Source organism: Chryseobacterium sp. SIMBA_038 (assembly GCF_046535115.1).
Classification (GTDB): domain Bacteria; phylum Bacteroidota; class Bacteroidia; order Flavobacteriales; family Weeksellaceae; genus Chryseobacterium.
Map to the genome: position 1 here is coordinate 1 of NZ_JAWRXH010000460.1, position 233 is coordinate 233.

Here is a 233-nt window from a genome sequence, read left to right on the forward strand (position 1 = left end):
TCAAAATCTTAAGGAAATTGAAGAACCATTCGAGAAAAACCAGATCGGTTCATCGGCAATGGCCTACAAGCGTAATCCAATGAGAAGTGAAAGAATTGGAGCATTGGCAAAATATGTAATGTCCTTAACGACGAGTTCTGCAATGGTAGCTTCTACCCAGTGGTTTGAAAGAACACTGGATGATTCTGCAAACAAGAGATTAACTATTCCACAGGCGTTCCTGGCAGTAGATG

1 pseudogene is annotated in these 233 nt (G+C 41.2%); it reads left to right on the plus strand.

Features of this window, described 5'->3' with window-relative positions:
* Window positions 1-233 (plus strand): annotated as a pseudogene (locus SB689_RS24270) (adenylosuccinate lyase); the annotation flags it as partial.